The 21,323-nt window shown below is 46.5% G+C and carries 19 protein-coding genes; 9 read left to right on the forward strand and 10 right to left on the reverse strand.

From position 1 onward, the window contains the following. Positions 1 to 373: 373 nt before the first annotated feature. The 3 genes from SPK40_RS03820 (at position 374) to SPK40_RS03830 (ending at position 3,319) form a co-directional block, all read left to right on the forward strand. Entirely contained in the window at positions 374 to 1,354 is a 981-nt protein-coding gene (locus SPK40_RS03820) for a hypothetical protein (RefSeq protein WP_330959489.1), read from the forward strand. Next, positions 1,341 to 1,811: a hypothetical protein gene (locus SPK40_RS03825; protein ID WP_330959490.1), complete on the forward strand. Its 471-nt coding sequence runs from the start codon at positions 1,341 to 1,343 to the stop codon at positions 1,809 to 1,811. Before SPK40_RS03820 ends, SPK40_RS03825 begins: the two co-directional genes overlap by 14 nt. A gap of 896 nt (positions 1,812 to 2,707) precedes the next feature. Continuing rightward, the gene (locus tag SPK40_RS03830) at positions 2,708 to 3,319 is read left to right on the forward strand and encodes a class I SAM-dependent methyltransferase (protein WP_330959491.1); all 612 of its coding nucleotides are present in this window, start codon (positions 2,708 to 2,710) and stop codon (positions 3,317 to 3,319) included. Positions 3,320 to 3,446: 127 nt separating this feature from the next. Here the strand turns inward: SPK40_RS03830 and SPK40_RS03835 are convergent, their stop codons facing one another. After that, positions 3,447 to 3,761 (reverse strand): hypothetical protein, encoded by a 315-nt coding sequence (locus SPK40_RS03835; RefSeq protein ID WP_330959492.1) that lies wholly within the window; start codon positions 3,759 to 3,761, stop codon positions 3,447 to 3,449. A 57-nt stretch (positions 3,762 to 3,818) separates the two neighbouring features. Continuing rightward, entirely contained in the window at positions 3,819 to 5,234 is a 1,416-nt protein-coding gene (locus tag SPK40_RS03840; protein WP_330959493.1) for a tyrosinase family protein, read from the reverse strand. Between the two features lie 87 nt (positions 5,235 to 5,321). Here SPK40_RS03840 and SPK40_RS03845 point away from each other — a divergent pair, with 87 nt between their 5' ends. Next, entirely contained in the window at positions 5,322 to 5,483 is a 162-nt protein-coding gene (locus SPK40_RS03845; protein WP_330959494.1) for a hypothetical protein, read from the forward strand. 85 nt (positions 5,484 to 5,568) lie between these two features. Here the strand turns inward: SPK40_RS03845 and cspE (SPK40_RS03850) are convergent, their stop codons facing one another. Continuing rightward, a complete protein-coding gene (gene cspE, locus SPK40_RS03850; protein WP_036752693.1) occupies positions 5,569 to 5,778 on the reverse strand; it encodes a transcription antiterminator/RNA stability regulator CspE in 210 nt (69 codons plus the stop codon). Positions 5,779 to 6,180: 402 nt separating this feature from the next. Beyond that, positions 6,181 to 6,390, reverse strand: coding sequence for a transcription antiterminator/RNA stability regulator CspE (cspE, locus tag SPK40_RS03855; RefSeq protein ID WP_036752690.1), 210 nt, complete (start codon positions 6,388 to 6,390; stop codon positions 6,181 to 6,183). 468 nt (positions 6,391 to 6,858) lie between these two features. Between cspE (SPK40_RS03855) and SPK40_RS03860 the strand changes: the two genes are divergently transcribed. Then, positions 6,859 to 7,173 carry a DUF496 family protein gene (locus SPK40_RS03860; RefSeq protein WP_248140256.1) on the forward strand — a complete coding sequence of 105 codons (315 nt, stop codon included), beginning with the start codon at positions 6,859 to 6,861 and terminating at the stop codon, positions 7,171 to 7,173. A 138-nt stretch (positions 7,174 to 7,311) separates the two neighbouring features. Here the strand turns inward: SPK40_RS03860 and SPK40_RS03865 are convergent, their stop codons facing one another. The 5 genes from SPK40_RS03865 to SPK40_RS03885 form a co-directional block, all read right to left on the reverse strand. After that, the gene (locus SPK40_RS03865) at positions 7,312 to 7,905 is read right to left on the reverse strand and encodes an FMN-dependent NADH-azoreductase (protein ID WP_248140258.1); all 594 of its coding nucleotides are present in this window, start codon (positions 7,903 to 7,905) and stop codon (positions 7,312 to 7,314) included. 369 nt (positions 7,906 to 8,274) lie between these two features. Continuing rightward, entirely contained in the window at positions 8,275 to 9,711 is a 1,437-nt protein-coding gene (rsmF, locus tag SPK40_RS03870; RefSeq protein WP_330959495.1) for a 16S rRNA (cytosine(1407)-C(5))-methyltransferase RsmF, read from the reverse strand. 141 nt (positions 9,712 to 9,852) lie between these two features. Further along, entirely contained in the window at positions 9,853 to 12,516 is a 2,664-nt protein-coding gene (locus SPK40_RS03875; RefSeq protein WP_330959496.1) for an MlaD family protein, read from the reverse strand. Continuing rightward, positions 12,503 to 13,693 (reverse strand): paraquat-inducible protein A, encoded by a 1,191-nt coding sequence (locus SPK40_RS03880; protein WP_248140265.1) that lies wholly within the window; start codon positions 13,691 to 13,693, stop codon positions 12,503 to 12,505. The genes SPK40_RS03875 and SPK40_RS03880 overlap by 14 nt, the downstream gene beginning before the upstream one ends. A 53-nt stretch (positions 13,694 to 13,746) precedes the next feature. Continuing rightward, positions 13,747 to 15,579, reverse strand: a complete 1,833-nt coding sequence (locus SPK40_RS03885; protein WP_330959497.1) for an ABC transporter ATP-binding protein — start codon at positions 15,577 to 15,579, stop codon at positions 13,747 to 13,749. 84 nt (positions 15,580 to 15,663) lie between these two features. On the opposite strand from SPK40_RS03885, the gene SPK40_RS03890 reads away from it, so the two are divergent. From SPK40_RS03890 to SPK40_RS03905, 4 genes are all read left to right on the forward strand, one after another. Continuing rightward, entirely contained in the window at positions 15,664 to 16,122 is a 459-nt protein-coding gene (locus SPK40_RS03890; RefSeq protein WP_248140268.1) for a GAF domain-containing protein, read from the forward strand. A 111-nt stretch (positions 16,123 to 16,233) separates the two neighbouring features. Then, positions 16,234 to 16,872, forward strand: a complete 639-nt coding sequence (gene proQ, locus SPK40_RS03895) for an RNA chaperone ProQ (protein ID WP_248140271.1) — start codon at positions 16,234 to 16,236, stop codon at positions 16,870 to 16,872. Between the two features lie 17 nt (positions 16,873 to 16,889). Then, complete coding sequence (gene prc, locus SPK40_RS03900; RefSeq protein ID WP_248140273.1) at positions 16,890 to 18,893, forward strand: carboxy terminal-processing peptidase; 2,004 nt, start codon at positions 16,890 to 16,892, stop codon at positions 18,891 to 18,893. Positions 18,894 to 19,141: 248 nt separating this feature from the next. Further along, on the forward strand, positions 19,142 to 19,807 hold the full coding sequence (locus tag SPK40_RS03905) for a lipocalin family protein (RefSeq protein WP_330959498.1): 666 nt from the start codon (positions 19,142 to 19,144) through the stop codon (positions 19,805 to 19,807). A gap of 72 nt (positions 19,808 to 19,879) precedes the next feature. Here SPK40_RS03905 and pncB read toward each other — a convergent pair whose 3' ends face one another. Continuing rightward, complete coding sequence (gene pncB / locus SPK40_RS03910; RefSeq protein ID WP_371929385.1) at positions 19,880 to 21,076, reverse strand: nicotinate phosphoribosyltransferase; 1,197 nt, start codon at positions 21,074 to 21,076, stop codon at positions 19,880 to 19,882. Between the last annotated feature and the right edge of the window lie 247 nt (positions 21,077 to 21,323).

The raw sequence follows: 21,323 nt of genomic DNA on the forward strand, positions 1-21,323 counted from the left end.
GTGAACAAACGAGGGCGACCCCCGCGATAGAAAAATTTTTCGGCCGCTATGGTCATCACCAACAGGTGTCCAGAGTGGCCGATTTTGCCATGTGCCTCATAAGCGTTATGCGTAACGTGAGTTGGATAACGTTTTTAACAGATAGGGTTGAATTAGCAGGTTCGTATCCTAAATTTGAAGAAAAGTGGAATAGGGTTTAGATGGGCAATTTCTCAGTATTTATCGTTAAAATATGAGTTGAAAATTAACTCAGTTTTCTAATGGTATTTTTCCTTCATAAAACTTATATCAAATGTGTGAAATGATTTTAATTATTTAACTCTTATGCTGTGGTTATAATGTGCGTGTTTCTATTTAAATGTGGAGTGAAAAAATGAGTGATCAAGTGGTGATTACATCTCAGAGTCAAGTCACAATAGATGTTGATCAATTTTCAAATGGGCTGACAACTTTTCTTGGTGATCTAGGTCTACCTATAAATCAAGTTCTAGTTCCTGTAACGGAAAGAGCTAGAGTTATAAATAATTTACCTGACGTTATTACTCTAATTGAAAACGGGCAACGTGAAAATTCAATTTATCTCTCGAAATTTATTGCTGCTTGTGGAGCGGGGTTATTTGATGCTGCATTAAACTTCATTTGGGATGAAACAGTCGTTAATCTACGTAATAAAGTTATACGGTTTGATATTCAATACTTCTATGATAGTGTAGTCACTGATGAAAGTCGGCGGAAAAAACTCAATGATGAAAATGATTTAGTTAAAATTGAAGAGTGGGAACTAGTTAGAGGATGCCACCTTACAGGAATACTGTCTGATATAGGTTTTAAGCACTTAGATTATATTCGTGATATGCGTAATTGGGCTAGTGCTGCTCACCCTAATCAAAATGAATTAACTGGTTTGCAATTGATAACCTGGTTAGAAACTTGTATCAAAGAAGTTATTGGAAAGGAGCCAGAGGGTGTTGCAATAGAAATTAAAAGATTTCTAGGTAATATCCGTAATAATGTACTTTCCTCTACAGACGCAGATCATATTATAGTTGCTTTAGAGCATATGCCTCAGGATTTAGGAACATCCTTATTAAGAACACTATTTGGTATGTATACAGCCCCAAATGCTTCTGTACAGGTTAAAAGCAACATTCGTCTAATATGCAAGAAATCATGGAGTATAGCTCAAGATTCAGTTCGTTTTGAATGTGGTTTAAAATATGCGACTTATGCATCAAATGGAGAGGTATTAAGGAAGGATGCTGCAAATGATTTTTTAACTATTGTTGGTGGTTTACCATATCTCCCACAAGATACCATATCTCCCACAAGATACCTTATCTGTGGAGTTATCTGAAAAAATTGATAATCTTTATATGGCACATATTGGTCGGAACAACTTCTATAATGAACCAGCACATGCAAGAATTTTAGATTCTTATGTTTCCTCTACAGGTGTGGTGCCTGATCCCGTTCGTAAGAAATACGTAAAAACAGTTGTAATGGCAAAAATAGGCAATGGTCATGGAATTTCCGTAATGTCAGAACAATATTATGACAATATGCTAATTAAGTTTGGGGATGATGAAATTAAGGAGTTTGTTTGTCTTCTCTCTGATAGTGAGTTTTCTTCAAGGGTGTGTTTAAATCCATGTAACCAAGGTTTTAAGAATTTAGCTGACTTTTTTTGGGACAGAACCACAAATCAAATTTCATTGCAAGCAATTGGGTTTATTCAACAGGCTACCAATCAGCAATTACCTAATTTGGGTAAGGATAGTCGTTATCAAGCAATTTTGTCATCATTTTCTTAAATGAAAATTGTTATTTTGTTTGTTGTGTAAAATTTTTCATAAATAGTGTTATTTTTTTATATGAAGCTCATCTAAACACATTGTTCTAGATTATTTCTTTAATTTTCCTGTTTAAGATAAGCCTTAGGTTTTCAGTGTTGACTTAATTGGATTGCATTAAGTAGATAGAATTTTATCTTGTAAGATTCTATCTACTTACCACTATAATTTTATTTCGTATAAAGTGGTTATCGTCCGGCATGGAAGTTTGCTGGTGGAAGGTTTAAAATTTCAGAAATTACATTAATTTAAAGTTGTTTTATGTGTTCAATCTGTGTCCTATCTATTCACTCAATAGCATGATTTTTCCTTTAAAATAATGGGTTGTGGTTGGACTTTTATAGTCCAGCTAGTTAATGGACGAAAATCCTCTTTAACATAAGCTCATTCAGTTATGAATTAGAAAGCCTAATGGGTGTAGACTGTTATTTTTGATCCTGGTGGACCTAAAATTATAGGGGTAATAAAGGTACAAACGTTTCGAAAAAAAACGTTCAAATTTGGCTGATGGGGACAAAAAAGGGCAAATTAAACGGGTGCTAACAATCAAGAACGAAGGGGGAATTCATTTTATATAAATGACTTACGATTAATGCTTTATATCATGCGGCTTCAAGGAAAGTTACTAAGGTATTCAGCCCAATATTTGGGGTACTGTCTATATTATCTTGATATACGGTAGTTCTTATTTTCACTCTCATCAGTTCTGCAATGTGTTTTAAGGTTTGCAATTATGGAAGCTTTGGCAGTTGAAGATAAATCAAGTGATGTCAGCATCGATTGAGTGACAAATTTACGGTATTGGCTCTTCGCAGATGAATGGCCTGTGATCTTCCCAAATCGTTAAGGAGAAAACCGTGCCCATCAAGGATGAACAAGGTAAACAAAACAACTGGCGTCAATTTTACGAGAAAGCCATCGCAAGGAAGCATGCTTTCGCAACTGAACTTGCGGTGAAGCAGAATGAATCGGGTTTGAACGTTGCGGTTGATTGTGGCTGTGGTACAGGAAGTGATATGGCCTTTCTTGTGCAGCAGGGGTATCAGGTGCATGGTTTCGATATCAATGATGAGTCAGTTGCTATCTGCCATGAGCGCTTCGAACACACGCCACAAGTGAATGTTTCACAATCGACCTTTGAGCAATTTATTTACCCGCAGGCTGGGTTGATCATTGCGCATGCCAGTTTGTTTTTTGCCGACCCCATACAATTGAAAGACACCTGGCAAGCAATAACATCGAGCATCGTAGCAGGTGGTGTTTTCTCGGGTGATTTTATGGGAACGGATGACAGCTGGGCATCTGGTTTTCACAGTGCGACAGCGCCTTTGAGCCAACAAGATATACTTCATTTGTTCAAGGGATTTGAAATCGTTCAGTTTCAGGAACGAAATGAACCGGGGACAACGTTGATCGGGAAGGAGAAGCACTGGCATACGTTTTCTGTCGTTGCAATCAAACCACGGTAATGCTGCTGTCATGACGATGTCTGAATCTATATCGCGCAGCGATGCCCCGAAGGTTCAGGTTCACCTGGCTGTTTGAGTTTGATTAGACTTGCTCAAAAATCTCCTTTGGTTGCATTGACCCGCAGCGCTACTCAATATGACTCACATCGAAGTCAATCTCCTGAAATTCGTCTTTATCTGTGTGGTGTACTTTCAGCGTTAAAACTTCGCCAGCCTGGAAAGGCGGTTCATTTTTGTTGGGCCGGAAAAGCAACATTACACGTTCAGAAGCGCTTGAACCTTCACCACGACCATAGAGAACGGCCTGGCTGACAGGATGGTTTTCATCCTGACTTTTGCCTGAGCGGAAGGCATAGACGATCTGGCTTCTGACAGGGATACGGCGCAGCCAGATACGAAGCGCGCCATCCCGGGCGGCATGAGGGGGCACAGTAATTTTCATAAGATCCTGAGTATAGCTCCCCGTGGTTGTGAAACGCTTCAACCACGGGGAAGAATTTTATTGCTTCGCAAATGTCCGTAAGGAGCAGCCGTCATATTTGATGCTGTCCGGGGCAACCACCTTGCCTTTGCCATCAAGTACGATGAGATAAATTTTCAGATCTTCCACCGACTTCTTCCTGCCGATATATCGTCGTAGTCCACGGGTGAGGTCGATCGTGTAGCGGGTATGCTCATACCGTAAGGGATGTTTGGGGCGGATATCGTATTCATCTCTCAGCGCTTGTGCCGGGTTGCAGTGACCGGGAGCGCCGTGGCATTTACCGTGACCAAAAAGCACCAGGCGTCCTGAATAACTGTCATCGTCATAACCTGTTCCAGCGTTGCAGGCTGGATTGTCGATATAAGCACGAATTTCATAGCTGTCTTTCGGCGGATGAAGCCGCAGAAAATCAAGCTGAGCCCGGACAAAGCCGCCTTCAACCAGACCAAACGAAAGCTCTTTCGCATGGCTGGCAGCCGCGGAGAGGGATCGGGCAGGCAGCGTATTGGTGGTCCCCGTGGCTGCAACGGCAGATTCGACGGAGTTCTCGGAGTAGATGTATTTCAGGGAAGTTTCAGCATCGATCAGATCCTTGCCGACTCTGCCGTCGTACACAACTTTTTGCAGCACATGGGGAGGAATATTGGCATCCGGGTGCAATGTCTGCCAGTCGAACCAGACTTTGTCGACCATGCTGTGATGCAGCCAGAATAATGGATCATAGGCGGCGGAGATGACGGCCCACATGTCGCCATTGTTGTCGGGCAAAGGCGAATCGTCGATACCCCCGACGAGTACGTGAATCGCACCATGGGCGCCAAAGTTAAAGTCATCCTGAAAACTCACAAAGTTGGGGTTATCCATATAGCGGTCAACATCATCCTTTAATTGGTTGATGTTGTGTTTAAACGCTGCAGGGAATCGCTGGGTGTATTGTTCTTCACCGGCTAAACCTTGCGAGAGGGTACGATACAAACTTTTGGCACGGTTCAGCGGGTTTTCGACAGTATCGCCGTTCTGATTCTTGTAGCTTGTGTCATTGAGTAATTTCGGCAGTCCATTGGCAGCATGAGTGGATTTGTTGAACTGTGTCCAGTCCCAGTAGGGAAGCGTCAGCTCCAGCTCCTTGTCTTTACGTTTCCACTGTAATGCGGTGTTCAGGGCTTTCTCAAAAGAATAGAGGTAGGAACGATGCCAGGTCAGAAATGTCCGGCTGTCATCGTGACAAAGGTCCTGATCGTATCCATGGCCTCTGGCTAAAGCGTAGTAACCCCGTCGGTCACCAATGGCGAGGTCTGATATTTCATACATGGCTGCGTAAGCATCGCGTAGGTCCTGAACATCCTCCGGATTCAGGCGCAGCAAATTGAAGCGGATAAGCGGAAGTCCTGCCAGCTTTCTCCGGTAGTTGAGTTTCGCGACAGTCGTCATGGTTCACTCCTGCAAGGTGGAATGGGTTGAAATGCAAAATGACTGGTTTGCACAAAAAATAATGCTCGTGTGTAGTTAATATAAGACATGAAAAAGAGGTCTGTTGCCGAAGGTGGAAAATTAGAGGGCAAGAGCAAACATGAAACGGATATTTCAAAGGCGGATCAGCTTGATGGGTTCAGACGGCAAATTGAAAGTGATGAAGTTTCAACTTCAATTCCGGGAAAGAAAAATTGTGAGGCAGAGTGAAACGGGCAGGTGCGTGTTTATTGGCATGGAAAACAAAAAGAGCGCCACAAAGGCGCTCTCAATCATGTTCTTTTACGAAGAGGGCTTATACGCGCTCAACGTTAGCAGCTTGAGGACCTTTTTGGCCTTGCTCGATATCGAACTTCACTTTCTGACCTTCAGCCAGAGATTTGAAGCCTTCACCAGTGATAGCACGGAAGTGAACGAATACGTCAGCACCGCCGTTGTCTTGAGTGATGAAACCAAAACCTTTCTCGTCGTTAAACCACTTAACAGTACCAGTTGCTTTAGACATAGGATGTCTCCTGAAAATATTAGGAACAATAACGCCCAGGGGCGTGCTTCATGCCAACATAATGGATTGCTTATGGACAAGGATGTAGCTCTTCAGGACAACGGCGCTTAAGGTGAAGCGGGTGTAACGAAGTATACTTTTCACTTTGTTGCATAAATAGCGTTGCATTATAGGCAGGCCCATTAGGCCATATTGCAAGGTCGACGGCAAGGAAATAGTGAGTTTCACCTAAAAAAATCTGAGTAATTGTGATGTTAGCTTCACTTATGGTGGATTTTGAAAAGGGATTCAAGTGGTTAGCAGTGATATGAATAACGTAAATTGGTCGGATGACTGACCGGATAACGTGCAGGTACAAAAAAAGGGCCAGTCAGCCCTTTTGGTCGCTAACGTTCTGTTAACTTATATTTTTTCGACATTCGCCGCTTGCAGACCTTTCTGGCCTTGCTCAACGTCATAGGTCACTTTTTGGCCTTCGGCCAGTGTCTTGAATCCATCACCAATAATCGCGCGGAAGTGTACAAATACGTCAGCGCCACCGTTATCCTGAGTGATAAAACCAAATCCTTTTTCTTCGTTAAACCACTTAACGGTACCTGTTGCTTTAGACATGTTGTCTCCTGAATCTCTAACTCTTACGTAGCTAACCAATAATTTTTTAACGTGAATGCCAACGTACTGCTAGCTTCAGGACAACAGCCTTCAGAAAAAACCTTGACGAGAAGTGTTGCACGCGTATTGCATCTTGCCAAATCACTACTGGTATCTGGAAAGAGTAGGCTCTGATATACCAAAAGCAAATAATTAAGCGGAAGTTTGTGAGTCACCTAACAAGAAACTATGCGCATATTTGTTTTTTAACTCCTTGTCTCATAAATGAAAAACAACTGTCATCACATTGGCAAGCTATGATGACATCATTGTCTGGTTAAATATGCGATTCAAACAATGAAGTCCTGAGTGAGATCAATGAAATGAAGGGGGAATTGATTTCATTGAGATCTTACTTGAGAAGCAAGAGGGGTTTCTGATATAACCCAGATTAATTAAGGCTTTCAAGTTTCATAGTAAGGACAAAACATGAACAATATCCTGGAATTGGTTCGGCTTGCCAGACGCAGAAATAAGCTAAAACGAGAAATTCTGGATAATGACCGTAAAATCAGAGACAACCGCAAGCGTGTCGAACTGCTTGAAAACCTGATTGACTATATTCAGCCTGAAATGTCACATGATGAAATTGTCAGCATCATTGAGACAATGAAAGGCGATTATGAAGATCGTGTTGATGACCACATTATTATCAGTGCCGAGTTGTCTAAAGAGCGCCGTGAAGCCAGTAAACTGCTCAAAGAACAAAAACGAACTGAACTGGCGAGTCGCCCAACCAAGTAAATGGGTGAATAACGCGGTTCAAATGAATCATGAAGGAAGCTGCGCTCAGGCGCAGCTTTTTTTATGGCACTTGATTAAAAAGAAAAGCCGCAAAGGCGGCTTTTTTTGAAAAGGCAAGTACGCGTACAAGGACGGTGCTTAAACAGCTAAGGTTTCAATTTGAGCTTTGGCTTGATTCAGGCCTTTGCTTGCCATTTCATCACCCATGTTCAGCGCTTCGGCGTAAACGAACTCAACATCGGTCATGCCAACAAAGCCCAGAATCGTTTTCAGGTAAGGGACCATTGTATCCGTTGCATTCCCTTGGTGCATGCCACCGCGAGAGGTGACAACAATGACTTTTTTGTCGGTCAGCAGGCCAACAGGGCCATTTTCGGTGTAAGAGAAAGTCACACCAGCACGGGCAATTAAGTCAAACCAGTTTTTTAACTGCGTCGGGATACTGAAGTTGTACATTGGCGCACCAATGATCAGCGTATCACTGGCTTCAATTTCTTCAATCAGCTGGTTTGACAGGGCAATGGTCTCTTGCTGACGCTGAGTCAGGTTATCACTGCCGCGTAAACCGCCAGCCAGTTCGCCATCCAGTACAGGCAGTGGATTAGCAACCAGGTCGCGTTCAATAATGGTTGAGATGTCGTCTGCTTTCGTATTAACCAGATGGTCGATCAGTGCATTCGATTGAGAGTAACCACCAAGGATGCTGGATTTCAGAACAAGAATTTTAGACATAACACGCTTCCTTCAATAAAAATGCTGGGGAGTTGCTGAACTTGGGACTCACTATAAAACTTGAAGTACGCAGCTAAAAGCTGAAAAAGTTGTGTAACTTGTTCAACAATTTTGAAGGAAAGGAATATCTGTACAAAGAAGACGAATAACCTGAAAGGCAAGTCTCTGAAAATCAGATAAAAAATAGCCCGAAACGACTCCTGTTTCGGGCTTAGGGGAATGGCTCGTGAGAGCCTTGCGCTAACTGGTTTGTAAATGGAGATCAATTACAATATCAATCTTAGTTCACACAGTATTTTTTGCCAGTTTTAGCCCTGAGACAGCCAAGGCTACTGAGATAGAACCATTAATTAATCATCTGCTCCGAATTTAACAGCGATTCCCAGATAAACCCGTATCTCGGACCAGTTCTCTGGGCATGCCGTTTTTAATGCGGCTGCCGACCCATTTCCCCAATCCGAACGGGAAATCCTGATAGGTAACAATGACTTCACCTTTGCCTGTCATCGTTTCCGGTCGGATATCGCGGCCCATGATCCACTCATTGGCTTGGGCCTCAGTCAGAGCAATACATTGCGGTTCTTTGCCTGTTGCCAGTGTCATGATGGCTTCATGTTGCCAGCGGTAACCTTTTTTATGTTGTTCAGCCAGTTTAATGCCAATACGCTGAAAACGAATATTGTCCAGTAGCGGGCGAAGCCGGGCAGGGAAGAGCCAGATTTCCTGATCACGAAGCCAGAGTTCCCGGTCATCCGGAACCCGGAGTGAAAGATCCTGATTTAACTGGTTCAGAATCTGCTCACTTTCTTTGTGGGAAGCCGGGGAAAAAGGGAATTTGGCTTTCCGTTTTTGGGGCTGCTCGGTTTCAACGGGGGCGAGTTTGCGGATGCGTGCCACGAAAAAGCCTTCACTGTCGTAAACCTGCGGGAAAACATGCAAAAAGCCTTCTTCAGTACAGGTTTTTTCTGCGCCCTCGAAGAGTTCACTCAGCGGTTCAAACGCAACGGCCTCACCAAAGGTCTCTTTCAGATAAAGGCAGACACCCTGGTTTTCTGTCCGGTTCAGGGTACAGGTGGAATACACCATAACCCCCCCAGGTTTCAACGCCTGAAAAGCACTGACAATTAAATCACGCTGGATTGCTGCGATTTCCTCGATATGTGCCAGGCTCCAGTTCGCCATTGCATCTTCATCTTTCCGAATCGCGCCTTCGCCTGAGCATGGTGCGTCCAGCAGGATGCTGTCGAAAGCTTCTGGCGTCCAGCTGCCAAACACTTTGCCGTCGAAATGAGTCAGTGCCGTGTTGGAAACGCCACAGCGTTGCAGGTTTGCATGAAGAACCTTGATGCGGCTGGCAGACAGCTCATTGGCAACCAGCGCTCCCTCATGCTGCATTGCTGCCGCGATCTGAGTGGTTTTTGAACCGGGCGCTGCAGCCATATCGAGCACGCAGCCAATCTGGTCGTTATCCGTCAGCAATGCGGTGACGGGCAACATGGAACTGGCTTCCTGAATATAGAAAAGTCCGGCCAGATGTTCGGGGGTATTGCCGAGTGATTCAGTTCTGGTTTCATCGTAGTCAATCCAGAAGCCTTCCTGACACCATGGGATTGGCGTGAGCTGCCAGTCTTTGTCCCGGATACGCTCCAGAAAATCGGACACTGAAATTTTCAGGGTGTTAACCCGGATACTGCGCCGAAGCGGGGTGCGGCAGCAGGCGAGAAAGCTGTCCATATCCAGACCATCTGGCAAAATCTGGCGAATGTGGTGAATGAAGTCGTCTGGAATATAAATGGACTGATGCACTTGCTTTATCTCAGTTAGAATGCAGAGGCGGCAAGTCTATAACAAACCGGCGGTTGGATATAGCCCGGTCTGGCTGAGATCCGGCAGATACGAAACAGGCAAGCACACCGGCTTGCCTGTGAGGGATGGGTTGTTGACTCCTTACTCAGCTGGAATGGCAGTGCGCCATTTTTTCCACTCAGGATTGGCTTTCTCGTGCAGCAGGAAATGGGTGCCTGTCTGAGCCGGAGCAGAGAGCGGCTGTCCCTCTGGTGTTGCCAGGGCAATCCCGCCCCGAATCAGCGTATCCACTGTTCCTGCCTGAATACTGGCGCCGGTCAGTCCCAGGCTGACATCTAATCCGGAAGTATTCCAGAACACAGTATCGGCCCGGACCAAATGGCGGAAATCAGGTTCGATTTGCGCTTCAATCAAAACCCGGTCTGCCAGCTCACCCAAGGCCACATTACTGACCTGGCCCACCTGAATGTCTCTGAATAACAAGGGCGTGCCGGGACGCACGGATGCGCGGGCAACGCTTTCCAATATGACGGTCAGGCCATTAAAGGTTTCGCTGGCTTGTTCGGAAAGTGTAAACGTCTGGCGATAGTTTCCTTCTCCGGGTTCTACTTCGATATAACTGCGAAGGATACTGTCGAGATTCTTCACTCCGGTGAGGTCAATCTTCGGTGCCACCAGCCAGAAGTGCGTTTCGGTTCGGGTCAGTGAATCTGCAAATTGCGGGAAGAGTCGGGCATTGATGGTCACCAGTCCGGTTTTAAAATCAGGTGTCAGCGTCAGGACTTTACCGACCACAACCCCCTGAAACTGAATATTGGTACCGGCCGAGATGCCTTTTGCATGGCTGGCGGTCAGGCTGATCTGAGTGCCGAATTCCTTGGCATCTTTCAGGCTGGCAAAGAGTTTGAACTGCTTGCCGACCCGGTTTGGAATGCCGCTCATGCTGTCAAAAGCAATGCCGCCTTTAATCAGGGAAGCCAAAGGGCTGGCTTTGATGTTGACGCCGCTCAGGCCAGCCTCAACTTCCACACCAGACTGATTCCAGAATACACTGCTGGCTGTAATTAAATGGCGATACTGGTTTTGAATTGCCAGTTTGATTGTGACACCGTCACGGGTCAGGGCGTATTGCCTGACTTTCCCAACCGGCAGGTTGCGATAGAGAACCGGGCTGCCTTCACTGACTGAAGGCAAGGCATCAGCAAAAAGCTGAATGGTTGTACTGCCTTGTTGCTGATTGCCTGCAAGCCGGGCCAGCGACTGATTTTTGAACAATTGATAATGCCGGCGCATTGGGCTTTGGCCTGCGCTGGTGAAAGCAATGCTGTTGCTGATCAGTTGCTCTGCCGGCGGGACTGACACATTAATCCCTTCCGGGCTGATATCAGCCTGGATGCCACCATCAATATAGAATCGGCTTTGACTGCGGACCAGTGCGGTATATTCAGGCTTGATAATGATGTCAAAACGCACCTTGTCTTTATCCAGAATGACCTGTTTTACGCTGCCGACTGTCATGCCTTTGTGCGTGACTTTGGTGCCTCTGCTGATGCCATAGCTTTGGTCTGCACTCAACTGGATACTGGCTGCACCGGGACGTTTTTCTTCCAGCTGTTCCTGAGTGAAAGCTTGAAACTGACGCGACGGTTCGCCTTCCCCCGGGAGCAGGGTGAGGAAGTTCCCTTTAATCAGATTCCCGAGGTTTTTGACGCCACTCAGGGACAGATCGGCTTCTTCCAGCAGCATGCTGGTGCCCGTTGTGAGCAGGTCGCTCATGCTGGGTTCGATGGCTGCACTGGCAATAATGCGTTTTCGTTGACGATCAAGACGCAGGTCGGAAATCTGACCAATCTGCAATCCCCGGTACACAATGGGTGCACCACTAGCACTGATATTGTTGTTATCCGGTAATTCGATGGTAATGGCGATCCCTCGTCCGGCGGTATTCAGGTCCGGATAGAGCCGAAACAGGTGATTTGGCTGGATCGGTAAACCTTCGTCAGGGGAGTCAAAAGCGATGGCGCCTGCAATCAGCGCAGACAAGCTTTCAAACTGAACATCCACGCCATTTAAGCCAATATTGGCGCTGACACCACTGACGTTCCAGAAGCGGCTTTTGTTCGTCACCAGATTGGCATACTGAGGCTGAATCAGCACATCAATCAGAACACGTTTCTTATTATTACTCAGGGTGTAGTTATAGACTTCACCCACCGGGATTTTTTTATAGTAAACCTGCGCGCCCACTGACACTGAGCCTAAATCGGGCGCCTGAAGCTGAATCGTCAGGCCGTCCCCAGCCGGTGTTTCTGCGGGCTGGCTGTCCAGAGCCGTGAATTCATTGGTTGGTTCCCCTCGTCCGGGCAGCAACGCAATGTAGTTGCCGGAGACCAATGCATCCAGTCCGCTGATACCAGTAATGGAGGCTTTCGGTTTCACCAGCCAGAAACGGGTGCCTTTTCGCAGGATCTGCACCGCTTCCGGGTAGATGTCGGCCGTGACATAGATACTGTGCAGATCTTCAGACAGTTTGACATCCCGGACAATCCCGACTTCCAGACCCTGATAACGAATTGTTGTCCGGCCTGCAATCAGACCGGCGGCATCTTCAAAGTGAATTGTAATCCGCTGTCCGGCTTCACTGACTGCCTGAAAAACAAGCCAGGCGGCCAGTCCCAGCGCCAGAAGCGGGAGAATCCACAGCGGAGAGATTTGCCTGTCTCTTTTGACATTGACCGGCTGTGGTTGCTGCGGGCCGACAGGCGGACCAAACGGAGACTGTGGAGGGTAGTTATTTTTTGTCATAGTTATCCCAAATCAGACGAGGATCCAGACTTTCTGCGGCTAACATGGTCAGTACCACAACCGTAGCAAAGGCAATCGCGCCAGGGCCTGGCGTGAAATCAAGAATTTGGCCACGGTCAATCAGTGCGACCATGATGGAAATGACGAACAGGTCCATCATGGACCATTTACCAATCCATTGAATAATACGGTACATCCTCATTCGGTAAATATGATTGATATTTCTTTTGAAATGAATACACAGAAGGATGAATGCCAGTCCGAGTATTTTCGCGATCGGAACAACGATACTGGCAAAGAATATCAGCGCGGCAATGCCTTCCATGCCGGTATTAATCAGGGTGGCAACTCCGGACAGAATAGTATCTTCGAGACGTTTGCCATTATTGAGGAAAATCGAAATCGGGTAGACGTTGGCCGGGATGATAAAAATTGCACCCGTGATGAGAAATGCCCAGGTCTTCTGAATGGAATGAGGGGCGCGATAGTGAATCGGGCTGTGACAGCGCTGACAATATTCACCTTCGGCCTGACTCATGTGGCAAGTGTGACAATGTAACTTTAGTCTGGTTCCCCGGTGTTCGGTTTCCGGCTGCCAGAGCTCCCAGTACCGTTTCACGTGGATGCGGGTCAGCATGATGACCATGAGCAGTTGCATGCTCACCAGACAAAACAGTCCGGGGCCAGCATAAATGTCGGCGTAATCTTTGACTTTGAAACAGGCAATCCCGAGGCTGACGAGATAAACATCAAACATGGCCCAGTGTTTCAGTTTTTCGATACACCACAATGAACGTTTAAAGAGTGTGAGCTGTCTTTTCGCCAGACCCAGCTGGACGCCGAGTACAGCGAGAAAGACCAAAAAAGGCGCGATTGTACTGCAAAACAGGATCAGAGCTGCCACGGCAGGAAAGTCAGCCGCAAGCGTGAAAGTGCCTGAAGGAATGGTTGCCGGAATCATCACACCGAACAGGCGTATTGTAATCAAGGGATACAGATGGGCTGGCAGAAACAATATCAGCCCAGTGACGGCAATCGCCAGGTCGCCACGCAGGGAGGGCATGCCTCCCCGGTACAGGCGTGATTCGCAGCGAGGACAGAATGCACTTTGGCCCCGGGGTGTCACCATCGGGGTTAAAGGCAAATCACAGCAAGGGCAGAGTCTTACTGTCGACATGGATGGTTCCGTCCTCTTTATTCCGGTTAACTGCTTGAACTGGCGACACTATATTATTTTGTATTGATCCTGGCTACTGTCAGGCCCGCGTTATTCAACGGTTGTTCAGTCTCGCTGGATTGGGCTGAGCCGTACAGGGTCTGATATAGACCGGCTGTATTGACCAGTTCGGAATGCGTACCGGTCTGACTGACCTGTCCGTCTTCCAGAACATAAATGATATCAGCCTGCTTTACTGCCGACAGACGGTGCGCCACGATCAATGTGGTTTTGTCATACAAGAAATCGTTCAGGGCTGTATGCAGGGCAGCTTCTGTGGCCGTATCCAGTGCAGACGTTGCTTCATCCAGAATCACGAAATCCGGGTTGGTCAGGATCATCCGCGCGATTGCCAGACGCTGACGTTGTCCGCCGGATAAGCGAATTCCCTGACGTCCGATCTGAGTTTCCAGTCCTTCACTCAGACGTTGTGTCACATCCGTTAACTGCGCGATTTCAAGCGCCTGCCACAATTGTTCATCTTTGTAATCAGCGCCCAGAGACAGGTTGTTCCGCAGTGTGTCATTGAACAAAACCGGTTGTTGTAACACAACAGCCATTTTTTCCCGCAGCGCTTCATAGCTGACGTCTTCTACCGGATGGCCGTTAATCAGAATATCGCCGCTGTCTTTCTGATAGATGCCAAGCAGCAACTGAATCAGCGTCGATTTACCACCACCGGATGCGCCCACCAAAGCAACTCGTTTCCCGGCCGGCAAAGACAAGTTCAGACCATTCAAAACCTTCTTATCTTCATCATAGGAGAAATCAAGGTTATTGATCTCTATGGCAATGTGTTCACCTGCGCTGAACGGGTCTACTTTCGCAACCGGACGTACTTCTTCTTCGAGAGCAATCAGATGATTCAGCCGTTGCATCGCCGCAGAAGCACCGTACCAGGCAAATTGGATCCCCAATAATTCCTGCACCGGACTCAGCATAAACCAGAGGTAGCCAAAGACGGCGAACATCTGGCCGACGGTTAAATCACTGAACAGGACCATCAGCATCGCAGCGGCCCGAAACAGTTCGAAACCAATCAGAAACAGCAGGAAAGAGACGCGTCCGGCGGCTTCAGACTGCCAGGCATACTTGTCAGCATTGTGGCGGATACTGTTGGCATGTTCTTTCAGATTGGCCAGAAAGTCCCGTTCACGGTTTGCTGCCCGCAGCTGATAAATCCCGTCGAGGGTCTCGACCAGTCGTTGCTGAAATTTTTCAAACGCCTGGTTTTCTTTGCGTTTCAGGTGTTTGACCCGGTTCCCCATTTTTCGCGAAGTATATATGACCACCGGATTGACCAGAAGGATGAACAGCCCGAGTTCCCAGTTCAGCCAGAGCAGCACAACGGCTGTACCGGTGACGGTCAGGATACCAATCAGGAATCGGCTGAGTGTGTCACCGACAAACTTATCAATTGTTTCGACATCGGTGACCAGATGAGACGTGATCCCGCCGCTTCCTCGTTCTTCATACTGGCGCATGCTGATCCGGCCCAGCTTATCAATCAGATGGCGTCGCATCTGATAAGTGATATTTTTCGCGACCAGGGTGAATTGCCGGCTCTGCAAAATGTTCAGTGCCTGGCTTGCGGAACGCATCAGCACGACCATCAGCAGGACCAGTACAATGTAGGCCGCTGATGTTTGCCAGGCTTCAGGAAGAAAGTTGTTGAGGAGAGCGACACCTTTGCCGGGTTGTTGCAGGAGAACTTCATCCACCATCAGCGGCATGAGCAGTGGAATCGGGACGCTGATCAGCGTGGCAACAACTGCGATGATATTGGCAGCGATTAACCTGTTTTTATGATGTTTTGCTTGCTTTATCAGCCATGACCAGTTAATCATTTGATTCGTTGAGTCTTTCACTATGATAATGATTCCTATTTCTATGAAAGGGTGCCATTTTAGCGGCTATATAAGGAGTAAGCCATGGAAAATAAATCTGCATTCTACCGGCGTTTAACCCAACAGGCAGTGGCACTGGTTGACGGGGAAACCGATATCATTGCTAATATTTCTAATATTAGTGCCTTACTCAACATGGAGTTAGAGGATATTAACTGGGTAGGTTTCTATTTACTGAAAGATAATGAATTGGTGCTGGGCCCATTCCAGGGCAATCCTGCTTGTGTTCGTATACCTGTGGGGCGGGGTGTTTGTGGTACCGCAATCGCTGAGAATAAAGTGCTGCGAGTGAGTGATGTTCATCAATTTGAAGGTCACATTGCATGCGATGCGGCCAGTAATTCTGAGATCGTGATTCCATTCTCTGTGAAGGGCCAGTTGTACGGCGTGTTGGATATTGATAGCCCAAGTCTGTCAAGATTTGACCAGGAAGATGAAGACGGACTAGTTTCATTCATTGAGGAACTACAAATTAAGCTCTAATTGTATGCTTTCGGTGGTTTTTCAGTATTAGGTAATTATAATAGCCCGCACTTATTGGTTTTAATTAAAAAGCACTAACAGCGAGATACTCTCGCTTTGTCAGGAAATTCCATGGAAAACTCTGAAAAGTTAACGAACAGTAAAGAAGTGATTGCCTATATTGCTGAGCAATTTCCAAAGTGTTTTACTGTTGAAGGTGAAGCTAAACCATTAAAAATTGGTATCTTCCAAGACCTCGCTGAACGACTGAGTGACGATCCTAAAGTCAGCAAAACTCAGCTGCGAGCAGCGCTTCGTCAGTACACTTCTTCCTGGCGTTATCTTCATGGTGTCAAAGCCGGTGCTAGCCGTATTGACCTTGATGGCAATGAGTGTGGTGTGTTAGAACAGGAACATGTCGAGCACGCACAGAAAGCGCTTGAAGAAAGCAAAGCTAAAGTTCGTGCCCGTCGTAAAGAACAGGCAGCAGCGAAAGCCGCCTCAGAAGGTGACGCTAAGCCAAAGAAAGTTCGAGCAAAATCGCCTAAAGCTAGAAACGTGAAGCCAAAAACGTCTAAGCTAGATAAGAAGCCGGTAGAAACAACTCGCGCTTTGTCTTCTGATGAAGTGAAAGTTGGTAAGGATGTCAGTGTCAATATGGGCAATGGCAACATGCCGGCAACAATTGTGGAAATTAATAAGGACGATGTGCGTGTCCGTCTGACTAATGGCCTGACCATGGTTGTGAAAGCGGAGCACCTTCGTTCGTAAAGGAGAATGCTCGACGTATGAAATGTCGATTCCGTTTCTCACTGATCGCTGCCGGCATCGTGCTGGCAGCATCAGCCCAGGCCCTGGAAGCCACACATACTCAAAGTGAATTGCCTGTTTTAACACCTGAAAAACAGCATGCGACCGCCAGTAAGCGAGTAGCCTCACGGTTTACTCGATCTCACTATCGCCAATTCTCACTTGATGACCAATTCTCAGCCCACATTTTCGATCGTTATCTGGAAATGCTGGACTACAACAAAAGCTTTCTGACAAAGTCTGATATTCAGCAGTTTGACCAATGGAAGTTTCAGCTGGATGATCAACTGAAGCGGGGGGAAACCACCGCAGCCTACGATATCTTCAATACTGTCCTCAAACGTCGTTTTGATCGTTATCAATATGCATTAAGTCTGTTGGATAAACCCATGTCTTTTAGTGTGAACGAAGATATGGTGATTGATCGATCTGAACTGGCATGGCCAAAAGACCGGGCTGAGCTGAATGAGATTTGGCGTGAGCGGGTTAAATCGGATGAACTGAATCTCAAACTGGCGGGCAAAGACTGGAAAGACATCCAGGAGACATTGAGTAAGCGTTATAACAACGCACTGAAGCGTCTGACTCAAAGCCACAGTGAAGACGTATTCCAGCTTTACATGAACGCTTTCGCGCGTGAAGTTGATCCGCATACCAGTTATCTTTCACCTCGCAGCGCTGAGCAATTCCAGTCTGAAATGAACTTGTCTCTTGAAGGGATTGGTGCGGTTCTGCAAGTCGATGACGAATATACGGTGATTCGTTCACTGGTTGCTGGTGGCCCGGCGTCCAACTCGAAAAAACTTGCTGCCGGAGACCGGATTATCGGTGTTGGCCAGGAAGGGAAAGAGATGATCGACGTTGTTGGCTGGCGCCTTGACGACGTTGTGCAGCTGATCAAAGGCCCGAAAGGCAGTAAAGTTCGTCTGGAGATATTGCCTGAGGGCAGTAACGCCAAGAGTTACAGTGTCACAATTGTTCGCGATAAAATTCGCCTTGAAGACAGAGCAGCGAAATCTTCAGTCGAAGTTTATCAGGGACGCAAGATCGGCATTCTTGAAATCCCAAGTTTCTACGTGGGACTTTCCGAAGACACCAAGAAAGAACTGGCCAAGCTGAACAAGCAGCAAGTTGACGGGATCGTGATTGATCTGCGAAATAATGGTGGTGGTGCACTGACTGAAGCCACGGCATTGACCGGACTGTTTATTGACAGTGGTCCTGTGGTGCAGGTTCGCGATAGTTACGGCCGGGTCAAAGTGAATGGCGATTCTGACGATCGTGTGTATTTCGATAGTCCGCTGACGGTTCTGATTAACCGTTACAGTGCTTCTGCATCTGAGATTTTTGCAGCAGCAATGCAGGATTATGGCCGTGCCGTCATTATTGGTGAGCAGTCCTTTGGTAAAGGAACCGTTCAGCAACACCGTTCTCTGAATCATATCTACGATCTGTTTGATAAGCCGCTGGGTCATGTTCAGTACACGATTCAAAAGTTCTATCGCATTAATGGCGGTAGTACTCAGAATCTTGGTGTTGTCCCGGATATTAGCTTCCCGACTGCAGTTGATCCTGCGGATACAGGTGAAAGCGTAGAAGACAATGCTTTACCTTGGGATAGCATTAAGCCTGCGGGCTATCAGAAGATGTATGACTTCTCGCCATTACTGCCTTCTTTGCGTGCGAAGCACATGCAACGCATTAAAAGCGACAGAGAGTTTGGCTTTATCTTTGACGATATTGCGAAGTATAAAGCTGAAAAAGACAACAATACTTTATCGTTGAATGAGAGCAAACGGCGAGCAGAGCAGGATAAAGAAGAAAGAGAACGTCTGGATCGTTTGAATGTCCGTCAAAAAGCACTGGGCAAAAAACCATTCCTGGCACTCAAAGATGTACCGAAGGATTATGAAGCACCTGATGCTTACCTGGACGAAGCAGTTGCCATTACTGCTGACTTAGTCAAGGCTGAGCAGAGTTAATGCTTCACTGATCCGACGCAACATCCTATCAACGGCACACATCAGTTGTGCCGTTTTTTTTGTCTTCTGAAAAGACGAGACATCCATCAACACTTTCTTTCCTGTCAAGGCCTTGTCATCCGCATGCTGTCGTCTCAGATTTGAAACAGGGTGAGGAATACTTGTGACGCTTGTCATATTCTTGCGCGAGAAACAAAAACGAGGGCTAGTTTGAATAGTAGGGGCTGGTATTTGTCAGGGGTACTATCATGCTGCGTTCCATCTTTTTATCATTCATATTGAGTCTGTTTACATGGAGTTACACTGTCACTGCGGATGATCTGACAGAGTTTGACTATCCGCTGTTATTGGGAGACTGGTATTGGTTCAGTACCACGGATGAAGGCGTCGAAAGTGAGGGGATTCACTATCGTGCAATGAATATCAAGTTCAATTCTGCATACCATTTTAAGGTGCGGCTGCTCCGTACAGACGGGCGTATTGATGAGTGGGAAGGGAAGTACGATATTGACGAAACAACACTGACGATGAACTCAGCCGGCCAGCCTGCACAGCAGCATGAATATGTACTCAGTTATAACCAGTTCCTGCTGGATGGGGCCCGTTTTACAAAATTAGCCCCCGAAAATCTGCCGGGCCGTTGGCGCTCGTCCATGATTAAAGGCCAGGATGTCGATAAACGGGTATCGGAACTGAAGTTATCGTTACGGCCTGACTTTCTGTTTTCGGCTCAGGTGATTGGTAAGGACGGGAAGCAAATCGAGCACAAAGGTATCTATTATCTTGAGGACGATCGGATCGTCCTGATTTATGAAGATGGTCAGCACGACAGTCATTTCAAGTTAGGGGGAGATAACACACTCACCCTGACGAATAAACAGTTTGGTATGGAAGCAGTCATGCAACGTCAGTAAGTCAACTTCATTTATCAGAAAGCAAAGAGAGGCTGAAATAGCCTCTCTTTTTTGGGAACGATTTAAGTGCAGTTAATCGTTGGCAATTTTAAATGCTTGTCTCAGCTGATCAAGATAGGCTTCATCATGACAAATACTTTTACCCGGTTCATCTGAAATTTTGGCCACCGGCCGTCCTTCACATTCAGTCAGCTTCAAAACAATGTTTAAAGTTTTCACACCCGGTAAATCACACGTCATGCTGGTGCCAATCCCAAAGCTGACGTTGATACGCTCATAGAAATGCTGGTAAATGGTCAGTGCACGTTCCAGTGTCAGGCTGTCTGAGAACACCAGCGTTTTACTCTTCGGATCCAGACCCAGTGCTTCATAGTGGGCTATGGCTTTTTCACCCCAGGCGATCGGATCGCCACTGTCGTGACGAAGTCCGGTAAATCGCTGGGATAAACGCAGGTCAAAATCGCGCAGGAAAGCATCCATGTTGATGCAGTCGGTGAGGGCAATCCCCAGGCTATCCGGGTATTCCTGTAACCAGCGGTTGAGGGCCAGCTGTTGTGAATCTGCAAGTTCACCCGCCAGTTGCTGATGTGCCTGGAACCATTCATGGGCCTGTGTACCAATGGGTGTCAGGTTGAGTGTCCGGGCAAGATGGTAGTTTGACGTGCCGCTCAGGTGAGGAAAATGCTGTTTCAGGTAATTCACGACTGCGTAGTGCACATCTTTTGAAAAACGGCGCCGGGTACCAAAGTCAACCAGTGAAAAATGACTGGTATCTGTATCACGGCCAAGCTCATCAAAATGGGCCAGTTTATGTTTCAACTGCTCAATGGCATCAGTAACTGACAATTGAGGATAATGGTGATGACAGCGGAGCTCGCAGATGATGGCAAGTAAAGGAACTTCCCACAAAATCAGATCCAGCCATTTACCTTGAATGCGTACCGTGAGTTGTTCATCGTCTTCCCCAACTTCAACCTGCGAAGGATTCAGACGAAAGTCTTTCAGGTAATCCAGATAGTCCTGTTTGAAGAAAGGCAGTGAAGCAAGGTATTCAATTTCTTCCTGGGTAAATTTCAGCTCACCCATATGTTCGATTTGTCTTTTGATTTCAGCCTTGAATGGCCGGAGGTCCTCGCCACTGCGACAACGAAACTCGGCGGCGGCGTCTACATCGGGATAAAGGTGGAAGATTGCCTGCTGCATATGGAGTTTGTAGGCATCGGTATCAAGCAGTGAATCAATGATCCAAGGTTGCATAATGTGGTTCATATTGCAGAGTAATTCCTGTTAAAACGGCTAAAATCAATCTATTTGGGCAGTGTGCATAGGTTGGAATTTTTCAGACTTGCCATTGTTACGCGACATGAGATGGGTAACAAGTAAAAAGATAAGATTTTCAGCTCAAGTGCTATCTGCTAACATTTTGTCTTAATTCAGAGAAAAGACCAAATGTGATCATGCTTAGCTATTACTATTAAGTATAGTTGACGCATTTTTAAGCAAACTTGTCTGCCTT

It is taken from the genome of Photobacterium sp. 53610 (assembly GCF_036409375.1).
Taxonomy (GTDB): Bacteria; Pseudomonadota; Gammaproteobacteria; order Enterobacterales; family Vibrionaceae; genus Photobacterium.

Bases quoted from the DNA above. Each gene is read 5' to 3' on its own strand.
- SPK40_RS03820 (WP_330959489.1), top strand. From the start codon at position 374: ATGAGTGATCAAGTGGTGATTACATCTCAGAGTCAAGTCACAATAGAT.
- SPK40_RS03835 (WP_330959492.1), bottom strand. From the start codon at position 3,761: ATGAAAATTACTGTGCCCCCTCATGCCGCCCGGGATGGCGCGCTTCGT.
- SPK40_RS03840 (WP_330959493.1), bottom strand. From the start codon at position 5,234: ATGACGACTGTCGCGAAACTCAACTACCGGAGAAAGCTGGCAGGACTT.
- SPK40_RS03845 (WP_330959494.1), top strand. From the start codon at position 5,322: ATGAAAAAGAGGTCTGTTGCCGAAGGTGGAAAATTAGAGGGCAAGAGC.
- cspE (WP_036752693.1), bottom strand. From the start codon at position 5,778: ATGTCTAAAGCAACTGGTACTGTTAAGTGGTTTAACGACGAGAAAGGT.
- cspE (WP_036752690.1), bottom strand. From the start codon at position 6,390: ATGTCTAAAGCAACAGGTACCGTTAAGTGGTTTAACGAAGAAAAAGGA.
- SPK40_RS03860 (WP_248140256.1), top strand. From the start codon at position 6,859: ATGAACAATATCCTGGAATTGGTTCGGCTTGCCAGACGCAGAAATAAG.
- SPK40_RS03865 (WP_248140258.1), bottom strand. From the start codon at position 7,905: ATGTCTAAAATTCTTGTTCTGAAATCCAGCATCCTTGGTGGTTACTCT.
- SPK40_RS03875 (WP_330959496.1), bottom strand. From the start codon at position 12,516: ATGACAAAAAATAACTACCCTCCACAGTCTCCGTTTGGTCCGCCTGTC.
- SPK40_RS03880 (WP_248140265.1), bottom strand. From the start codon at position 13,693: ATGTCGACAGTAAGACTCTGCCCTTGCTGTGATTTGCCTTTAACCCCG.
- SPK40_RS03885 (WP_330959497.1), bottom strand. From the start codon at position 15,579: ATGATTAACTGGTCATGGCTGATAAAGCAAGCAAAACATCATAAAAAC.
- SPK40_RS03890 (WP_248140268.1), top strand. From the start codon at position 15,664: ATGGAAAATAAATCTGCATTCTACCGGCGTTTAACCCAACAGGCAGTG.
- proQ (WP_248140271.1), top strand. From the start codon at position 16,234: ATGGAAAACTCTGAAAAGTTAACGAACAGTAAAGAAGTGATTGCCTAT.
- prc (WP_248140273.1), top strand. From the start codon at position 16,890: ATGAAATGTCGATTCCGTTTCTCACTGATCGCTGCCGGCATCGTGCTG.
- SPK40_RS03905 (WP_330959498.1), top strand. From the start codon at position 19,142: ATGCTGCGTTCCATCTTTTTATCATTCATATTGAGTCTGTTTACATGG.
- pncB (WP_371929385.1), bottom strand. From the start codon at position 21,076: ATGAACCACATTATGCAACCTTGGATCATTGATTCACTGCTTGATACC.